The following is an 8,383-nucleotide window of genomic DNA, read 5'->3' as shown; positions in this document are numbered from 1 at the left end:
AACCCGGGTGCGGCGGGGCGCGGGCGCGGCGCCGGCGCATCCAGGCCCAGCGAGGCGCGGATGCGCACCCACACGCGCTCGGGCACCGCCACCGGGGCGATCTCGTCGGCCAGCGGCATCAGGTGTTGCTGCCATTGCAGCACGGCCGCGGCGAATTCGCGGTCGCTGTCGATGCGTGCTTCGGCGGCGCGGCGCTCCTGCGCGTCGAGCACGCCGAGCACGTACTCGCCGGCCAGCACGTCGCGCGGCGGCGGGGTTTCCTGTGGATCGGGCACGGAGGCGTTCATCGTTCCAGGCACGCTTTCAGTTTGGCCAGACCACGGCGGATCCAGCTCTTGACCGTGCCCAATGGCGTACCGCTGCGCTGGGCCAGTTCTTCGTAAGTGATGCCTTCGAAGAACGCGGTGCGGATCAAGTCGCCGCGCGGCGGCTCCAGTTCGCCCATGCACACGTCCAGGCGCCGCCCGGCCACCCGCCACTCGGTGTCGGCGAGCGGATCGCGGCCTTCGTCCTGCAGTTCGCCGGCGTCGTCCAGCGCCACCGACTGCCGCGCCGGTGCGCGTGCGCGCAGATGGTCGATGGCCTTGTTGCGGGCGATCATGGTCAGCCAGGTCAGGCCGCGCGCGCGCTGCGGGTCGAATTGCGCCGCCTTGCGCCAGACCGAGGAAAACACTTCCTGCAGCACGTCCTCGGCTTCGCCGCGCTGCGGCACGATGCGCAGGCACACGCCGAACAGGCGCGAGGAGGTGGTGCGGTACAGGCGTTCGAACGCGGCGCTGTCGCCGGTGGCGGTGGCCACCAGCAATTGTCCTGCTTCGTCGTGATCGGGCGACTCGGTCATGCCGGGAGACGGTGGCGAAGGTCGGCGCGATGCTACAGGCTTTCGCCGCGCCCGTCGCTCAGGCGCGCTGGCGCCGCCACAATACGCACGCGGTGAGCAGCAGGACGATCTCGAACGCGGCCAGGCCGGTCGTGGTCGGGCCGACCGGCCACAGCCGCAGCAGGCTGGCGCTGCGGTAGAGCACGATGGGCACGTAGAACGCCAGCGCCAGGAGCAGGCCGGTGCGCAGTTGCCCGGTGCGGGCGAAGTAGCCGAACAGGAAGGCCATGCCCAATTGCAGGCCGCCGTAGATGACCAGGTATTCGGACTGGCCGGAGCGGTCCAGGCCGACATAGCCCACCGCCGCGGCGGTCTGCGCCGGCAGCAGCGTGCACCAGACGGCCAGGAGCGCGTACAGCGCGGCGTTGAACCACAGGTAGGCCTTGGCCATGAGGTGTCCTCGTCGAAGCGCGGGCGATGCGCAGGCATGGTTGTAGCTGGTGCGGCGGGGGCCGGCGTGAATGCGCCGGCGGCGTGGCTCAGCGCGCGCTGCATTGCGCGACCAACGGTTGCTGCAGCGCCTGCTCCCAGGCGCCGGCATCGGCCTGGCCGCGCAGGCGTTCGGGGAATTCGATGCGCACGCTCGGGTAGCGGCCGCGCGCGTCGCGGATGTTGCCGACGCCGCGGAACTCGCGCAGGCGCCGATCCTGGCGCGTGTAGGCGACGCTGAGGTCGGGCAGCAGCGTGCCGTACCAGGCGGCCAGGCTCAGGGTGTAGCGCTGCACTTCGGCATCGGCCGGGCCGGGGGTGATGCGGAAGTCGAGCGTGCGCAGTTCGCTGGGCAGCACGAAGGCGATGCGCTGCGGTCCGCCGCTGCCCAGGCTGTCCCAGCGCTGGCGCAGGTAGGCGTCGAAACCCGCGTCGATCACCTGCGCCTCGGTGCTCTTGGGCAACGGCGCACGGCGTTCGGCCTGACCCTTGGCCTGACTGAACATCTCGCGCCCGCTGCCGCTGCGGCGCACACCCTCGCGGTAGCCGCTGCGCGCATCGACCAGTTCGAAGTCCGGCGCGGCGCTGCCGTCGTCCACGCGCTTGCGCGCGAACGCGGCGCCGTCGGTGCACTGGTACAGCACCAGGCGCGCGCCATCCTCGCGGACCCAGTGGCTTTCGCGGTACAGCACCTGCTTGCCGTCGGCGGCATAGGCGATGCCCTCGTAGTGCAGCATCGCCCGCGCAGGCGCGGCGGCGACCAGGGCGGCGGCGCCGAGGGCCAGGGCCAGCGGCAGGTGCGCTCGGATGAGCGGGAAGGTGGCGGTCGACGTCGGCATGCACGGCGCTCCGGTGGGATGACACCAGGACATACGCGGCGGGTGCCGATCCGGATGCGCAGGCGGTGGCGCTCGCGCTGCAGCGGCTGTCTCAGCGCAGGACGATGCAGTCCACCGGACAGGCCGGCAGGCACAGCGCGCAGCCGGTGCACAAGGGCGCCAGCACCGTGTGCATGTGCTTGGCGCCGCCGACGATGGCGTCCACCGGGCAGGCCTGGATGCACTTGGTGCAGCCGATGCAGTCGGCTTCCACCACCCATGCCACCTGCGGCGGCGTGTGGGTGCCGCGGCTGCGGTCGTAGGGCAGGGCGGGGACGCCAAGCACCCGCGCCAGGGCGCGCGCGCCGGCGTCGCCGCCGGGCGGGCAGCGGTCCACCTGCGCCGTGCCGGCGGCCATCGCCTCGGCATAGGGACGACATCCGTCGAACCCACACTGGCCGCATTGGGTCTGCGGCAGCAGGCGATCGAGGCGTTCGAGCAGGGGGGCGTGGGCGGGCGTCATGGCGGAGGCGGCGCGCGGCGGCGCCGCGGGGACTACAGAGCGAAGAAGATGCATCGGCGTGGTCAGCCTGCACAGTGTAACGCGGTGCCCATGTTCGCCCACGGCGCCGCATCGGGCAGCGTCATCGGCTCAGGAGATCCGGTGCCCGCGGTACCAGCGCTCGTGCGCCAGCGCCAGCATCGGCCGGTCCTCGCGGCTGTCGCCGTACGCATGGATGCGCCGATAAGCGTTCAGGTCGTACTGCATGCGGATCAGCGCGGCCTTGCGGGGTCCGCAGTCGCCGTGGCGATAGCGGCCGGTCAGGCGCCCATCCTGCACTTCCAGATGGTTGCAGATCAGGTCCAGCCCATGTTGCGTGCACCAAGGCCGCAGATACAGATCCAGCGAACCGGAGATCAGCACCACGGTGTGCCCCTGGGCCTGGTGCCAGGCGATCCGCTGCATCATGTCCGGTCGCAGCAGCGGCGGCAGCGCCTGCTGCGCATAGTGCTCGGCCTCGCGGGCGATCTCCTCTGCATCGCGGCCGGCGAACACCAGCCGGGTGACCCGCGTGCGCAACGTCGCCGCCGACACCAGGCCCAGCCGATAGCCGGCCAGCCACGGCCCGACCGCCCAGCGCGCCCGCGCCTGCTGCGCCGGCGTGGCCACACGGCGCAGGAATCCCGAATAGGTATCGGCGGTGGTGACCGTGTGGTCGAAATCGAAGAGAGCGAGGGATTGGGGATTCGGCATTGGGGATTCGTCACCGCGTCATGGACCCATCGGCGCCGAGAGTGGCTCAACCAATCCCCAATCCCGACTCCCCAATCCCCGCCGTCAACGCACCGGCATGCCCGGCTGCGCGCCGCTGTCGGCATCGAGCAGGGCCAGGGCGCCGCCGTCGAAGCCGGCCGACAGGATCATGCCTTCGCTGAGGCCGAAGCGCATCTTGCGCGGGGCCAGGTTGGCGATGAACACCACGCTGCGGCCGACCAGCTTCTCCGGCTCGCCGTAGCTGCCGCGGATGCCGGAGAAGATCTGCCGCTTGCCCAGCTCGCCGGCGTCCAGTTCGAAGCGCAGCAGCTTGTCCGAGCCTTCGACGAACTCGCAGGCCAGCACCTTGCCGATGCGCAGGTCGAGCTTGGCGAAGTCGTCGATGCCGATGTGGCCGGGATTGGGGAGTGGGGATTGGGGCTTGGTGGCGGCCTTCGCTTCCTGCTTGGCGGGGGGCGCGGCAGTTGGAGTGGGGGCGAGGGTGTCCTTGGAGGCGTCGGTCATGGCGTCGAGCAGCTTGGGGTCGATACGGGTGAACAGGGGGGCGTAGGGTTGGATCACGTGCGCCAGCAGCGGGGCGTCGAGGTCGTCCCAGGCGCCGAGCGGGGCCGACAGGAACGCCTCGGCCTCGGCGCAGGTGCGCGGCAGCACCGGCTTGAGCGCGGCGGCCAGCACCCGGAACAGGTTCAAGCCCTGCGTGCACACGGCCTGCAGTTGCGCTTCGGCGCCGTCCTGCTTGGCCAGCACCCAGGGCTTGTGTTCGTCGATGTACTTATTGGCCTCGTCGGCCAGGGCCATGGTCTGGCGGATCGCGCTGGCCGGGTCGTTGCGCTCGTAGGCCTCGCGAATCGGCGCCAGCGCGGCGACGAAGCGCGCGTACTGCGCCGCATCCGGCAGCGCGTCGGCGAGCGTGCCGCCGAAGCGCTTGTCGATGAAGCCGGCGCAGCGGCTGGCCAGGTTGACGAACTTGCCGACCAGGTCCGCGTTGACCCGCGCCACGAAGTCGCCCAGGTTCAGGTCGAGATCGTCGACGCCGCCGGAGGACTTGGCCGCGAAGTAGTAGCGCAGCGCTTCCGGTTCCAGGCCCACGTCCAGGTAGGTGCGGGCCATGACGAAGGTGCCGCGCGACTTGGACATCTTGGCGCCGTCGACGGTCAGGTAGCCGTTGACGTGCAGCCGGGTCGGCGCGCGGTGCCCGGTGCCGTGCAGCACCGCCGGCCAGAACAGGCCGTGGAAGTTGACGATGTCCTTGCCGATGAAGTGGTGCAGTTCGGTGGCGGTGCCGGCGGCAAGGTGCGGCTCGAACGCTTCGCCCAGGCTCGCGCACAGGGTCTGGAAGCTGCTCAGGTAGCCGATCGGCGCGTCCAGCCACACGTAGAAATACTTGCCCGGCTGGCCGGGGATCTGGAAGCCGAAGTACGGCGCGTCGCGGGAGATGTCCCAGGCGCGCAGGCCGCCTTCGCTGTCCAGCCATTCCATCAGCTTGGCCTTGACTCCGGGCAGGGCCACGTCGCCGGCCAGCCACTGCCGCAGGAAGCCGTCGAAACGGCCGACCTCGAAGAAGAAGTGCTCCGAATCGCGCAGTTCCGGCGTGGCGCCGGAGATCACCGACTTGGGCTCCTTCAGTTCGGTCGGGGAATAAGTGGCGCCGCAGACCTCGCAGTTGTCGCCGTACTGGTCGGCGCTGCCGCAGTTCGGGCAGATGCCCTTGATGTAGCGGTCGGGCAGGAACATGCCCTTGGCCGGGTCGTAGAACTGCGCCACCGAGCGCCGCGCGATGTGGCCGTCGGCGTCGAGCTTGGCGTAGAACGCCTCGGTCAGGGCGCGGTTGGCGTCCGAGTTGGTCGAGTCGTAATGGTCGAAGGCCACGCCGAACGCGGCGAAATCGCGCTCGTGGCTGGCCTGGATGGCGGCGATGAAGCTCTCCGGGGTGACCCCGGCCTTCTCCGCGGCCAGCATGATCGGCGTGCCGTGGGTGTCGTCGGCGCACACGAACCAGGTGCGGTCGCCGCGCAGCCGCCGCGCGCGCACCCAGATGTCGGCCTGGATATAGCCGACCAGATGCCCCAGATGCAGCGGTCCGTTGGCATAGGGCAGGGCGGTAGTGACGAGAGCGGTGGTCATGGCGGCCGGCGTTTCTGGGGGCCGGGGATTATTGCATGGAGCTGGGAATGGGGAATCGGGAATGGGGAATCGCAAGAGCGCCGCCCTGCGAGCTGATGGGCCACGAAAAAGGCGCCTTTGCAGGCGCCTTGTCGGAGTGGGGTGGGATCAGGCCGGCAGATGCCGCTTTTAACGATTCCCGATTCTCCACTCCCGATTCCCGGCTTCCGTCACTCCCTGATCCAAGTCTGCGTCCGGCCCAGGGCCTCAATGCCGATATAGCCACGCATCTGCAGCTTCTTGCCGCCGTCGGTCAGGGTGATCTTGGCCTTGTAGGTCTTGCCCTTGGCCGGGTCCAGCACCGAGCCGCCGTCCCACACCGCGGTGCCGTCTGGCTTGAGGCCCCACAGGATGGTCATGCCCTTGATCGGCTTGCCCTTGCGCTCGCCGTCGCACTTGTCGCACATCGGGTTGGGGCCGTGGTTGGACTGCAGGATCTCGACCACCTTGCCGCTCAGTGTGCCGTTGCCGGCCTGTTCGATCTGCACGATCGACTTGGGCTTGCCGGTTTCGTCGTCGATGGTCTGCCAGCGGCCGACCGGCGAGGTGTCGGCGGCGTGCGCCATGAATGCCGCCGCGCTCAGCGGCAGGGCCAGCATCAGGGTCTTGAAGGTCGTGCGCATGTTCCCCTCCCGAGGGATGTCCGGTGCGGCCGGCGCGATGCCGGCCCGATCCGACTGTATACCCAAGCGTATGGTGCTGGGAATCCGCACTGCGGCATGCGGTTCAGCGTGGCCGGCGGTGGGCGTTCAGCCGCTTTCGTACAGTTCCAGCGGCAGGTCGTCGGGATCGGCGAAGAAGGTGAAGCGGCGGCCGGTGTACTCGTCCACACGGATCGGTTCGACCTCCACGCCGTGCGCCTGCAGGTGCGCGACGGCGGCGTCCAGGTCGCGCACGCGCAGCGCCAGGTGGCGCAGCCCACAGGCTTCCGGGCGGCTCGGTCGCGGCGGTGGGGTCGGGAACGAGAACAGTTCGAGCTGGCTGCCGTCGGGCAGGGCCAGGTCCAGCTTCCAGGAGTCGCGGGTTTCGCGATACACCTCAGCGATCACCGGCAGGCCAAGGAGGCGGCAATAGAAGTCCTTGGAGCGCGCGTAGTCGGAGGCGATGATCGCCACGTGGTGCAGGCCGTCCAGGGTCAGGCTCATCGGCACAGCGCCTGGCCGAACTGCAGTACATGGCCGTCCGCATCGTGGATCGCGAACTCGCGCATGCCGTAGTCGAAGTCTTGCAACGGATAGACGATGCGCCCATGCGGATGCAGCCGCTGCCACCAGGCATCGACTTCGTCGGTGCGGAAGTACAGCGAGCAGGCGGCGCTGGCAATGGAGGTGTCGGCCTCTGTGTGGTGCGCAGCCAGCATCAGTGCCAGCGGGCCGTGCCGCAGCGACACCCAGCCCGTCGCCACTGCGCCGCCATCGAGTCGAAACGCCAGGGTTTCGGTATAGAACGCCAGTGCCGTGGTGAGGTCGGCACAGCGCAGCATTGGGGTCAAAGAAGTGAAGGTCATGGGTTGACCCGGCGCGAGCGAGGGAAGCGATCCATCTGCGGAGGATATCGCAGCGTCGCGACCGTGCCGCCGCCGTCTGCGACACTGCGCGTTCCGTTGCTGCGAGGCCGCGCCATGCCGCACAACCCGCTTGCCGCGCTGCTGGCCGAGGACCGGTGCCTGGTGCTCGATGGCGCGTTGGCCACCGAGCTGGAACGGCGCGGCTGCGATCTGCGCGATCCGCTGTGGTCGGCGAAGATCCTGCTGGAACAGCCGGACCTGATCCGCCAGGTGCACCGCGACTATTTCGCCGCCGGTGCGCAGTGCGCGATCACCGCCAGCTACCAGGCCACGCCGCAGGGGTATGCCGCACGCGGGATCGACCTCGTGCAAGCGCATCGCTTGATCGCACGCAGCGTCGAACTGGCGCAGCAGGCACGGCAGGCGCAGCTCGCGCAGCATCCGCAGGCGGGGCCGTTGCTGGTTGCCGGCTCGGTCGGTCCGTATGGCGCCTGCCTGGCCGACGGATCCGAGTACCGTGGCGACTATGCGCTGACGCCGGCGCGAATGCGCGATTTCCATCGCCCGCGCATCGCGGCCCTGGTCGCGGCCGGTGTGGAGTTGCTGGCCTGCGAAACGCAGCCGTCGCTGGCGGAAATGGCGGCATTGCTGCAGGTGCTGGAGGAGTTTCCTGGGGTTGTCGCCTGGTTCGCCTGCACCCTGCGCGATGCCGCGCACCTCAGCGACGGCACGCCGTTGCACGAAGTGGTGGCGTTGCTCGACGGCCACCCGCAGGTGGTCGCGCTCGGCGTCAACTGCGTCGCGCCGTCGCTGGCCACTGCGGCGTTGCGTCATCTGGCGACGCTGACGCGGTTACCGCTGGTGGTGTATCCGAACGCGGGCGAGCGCTACGACGCCGAGCGCAAATGCTGGCAGGCCGACAGCGCCGATGCCGGCGGCCTGGTCGACCACCTCGCCGCCTGGCGTGCGGCCGGCGCCCGCCTGATCGGCGGTTGCTGCCGCACCACCCCGCAGGACATCGCGCAGCTGGCGCGGGGTCTGGCATCGTCTTAGAGAGGGCGGGTCGCCTTGCATGCGACGGCGCGATGGCTTCGCCGTCGGGTTTCAGTGGGTGTCGGCGCTGATCAATCGCCTTGGCCGTTTGTGGGAGGGGCTTCAGTCCCGACGCCCTTCACTGCAACGCGTCGGGACTGAAGTCCCTCCCACAAGGGGTTCATGCGCGCCCAGTGCCCTGATGCAACTGGTGTGCGATCCGCACCGAGTGGAATGGGCGCAACGGGACGGCGATTGCATCAACGGGACGTCGCTGT

The 8,383-nt window shown here is 69.7% G+C and carries 10 protein-coding genes and 1 pseudogene; 1 reads left to right on the top strand and 10 read right to left on the bottom strand.

Annotation, left to right across the window (positions count from 1 at the left end; genetic code table 11):
* The 10 genes and pseudogenes from D588_RS0123635 to D588_RS0123590 all read right to left on the bottom strand — a co-directional run.
* Window positions 1-287: pseudogene (locus tag D588_RS0123635) on the bottom strand (hypothetical protein); the annotation flags it as partial.
* Window positions 284-841 (bottom strand): sigma-70 family RNA polymerase sigma factor, encoded by a 558-nt coding sequence (locus D588_RS0123630; protein WP_017917756.1) that lies wholly within the window; start codon window positions 839-841, stop codon window positions 284-286. The gene D588_RS0123630 and the pseudogene D588_RS0123635, both read right to left, overlap by 4 nt.
* 58 nt (window positions 842-899) lie before the next feature.
* Window positions 900-1,271 carry a hypothetical protein gene (locus tag D588_RS0123625; protein ID WP_017910216.1) on the bottom strand — a complete coding sequence of 124 codons (372 nt, stop codon included), beginning with the start codon at window positions 1,269-1,271 and terminating at the stop codon, window positions 900-902.
* A gap of 88 nt (window positions 1,272-1,359) precedes the next feature.
* A complete protein-coding gene (locus D588_RS0123620) occupies window positions 1,360-2,148 on the bottom strand; it encodes a hypothetical protein (protein ID WP_017917755.1) in 789 nt (262 codons plus the stop codon).
* 91 nt (window positions 2,149-2,239) lie between these two features.
* Window positions 2,240-2,650, bottom strand: coding sequence for an Rnf electron transport complex subunit RnfB (rnfB, locus tag D588_RS26040; RefSeq protein WP_017910214.1), 411 nt, complete (start codon window positions 2,648-2,650; stop codon window positions 2,240-2,242).
* Window positions 2,651-2,779: 129 nt separating this feature from the next.
* The gene (locus D588_RS0123610; RefSeq protein WP_017917753.1) at window positions 2,780-3,382 is read right to left on the bottom strand and encodes an HAD family hydrolase; all 603 of its coding nucleotides are present in this window, start codon (window positions 3,380-3,382) and stop codon (window positions 2,780-2,782) included.
* 84 nt (window positions 3,383-3,466) lie between these two features.
* Window positions 3,467-5,527: a methionine--tRNA ligase gene (gene metG / locus D588_RS0123605; RefSeq protein ID WP_017917752.1), complete on the bottom strand. Its 2,061-nt coding sequence runs from the start codon at window positions 5,525-5,527 to the stop codon at window positions 3,467-3,469.
* A gap of 209 nt (window positions 5,528-5,736) precedes the next feature.
* A complete protein-coding gene (locus tag D588_RS0123600) occupies window positions 5,737-6,189 on the bottom strand; it encodes a DUF2147 domain-containing protein (RefSeq protein WP_017917751.1) in 453 nt (150 codons plus the stop codon).
* A gap of 126 nt (window positions 6,190-6,315) precedes the next feature.
* Complete coding sequence (locus tag D588_RS0123595; protein WP_198526537.1) at window positions 6,316-6,705, bottom strand: VOC family protein; 390 nt, start codon at window positions 6,703-6,705, stop codon at window positions 6,316-6,318.
* Window positions 6,706-6,707: 2 nt separating this feature from the next.
* Window positions 6,708-7,073, bottom strand: coding sequence for a VOC family protein (locus D588_RS0123590; RefSeq protein ID WP_026144043.1), 366 nt, complete (start codon window positions 7,071-7,073; stop codon window positions 6,708-6,710).
* A 114-nt stretch (window positions 7,074-7,187) separates the two neighbouring features.
* Here D588_RS0123590 and mmuM point away from each other — a divergent pair, with 114 nt between their 5' ends.
* A complete protein-coding gene (gene mmuM, locus D588_RS0123585; protein ID WP_017917749.1) occupies window positions 7,188-8,126 on the top strand; it encodes a homocysteine S-methyltransferase in 939 nt (312 codons plus the stop codon).
* Window positions 8,127-8,383 lie beyond the last annotated feature (257 nt).

Origin of the sequence: Xanthomonas sp. SHU 308, assembly GCF_000364645.1 — a bacterium.
Taxonomy (GTDB): domain Bacteria; phylum Pseudomonadota; class Gammaproteobacteria; order Xanthomonadales; family Xanthomonadaceae; genus Xanthomonas_A; species Xanthomonas_A sontii.
The sequence above is the reverse complement of the archived record's forward strand: the minus strand, read 5'-3'. Positions and strand labels throughout refer to the sequence as shown.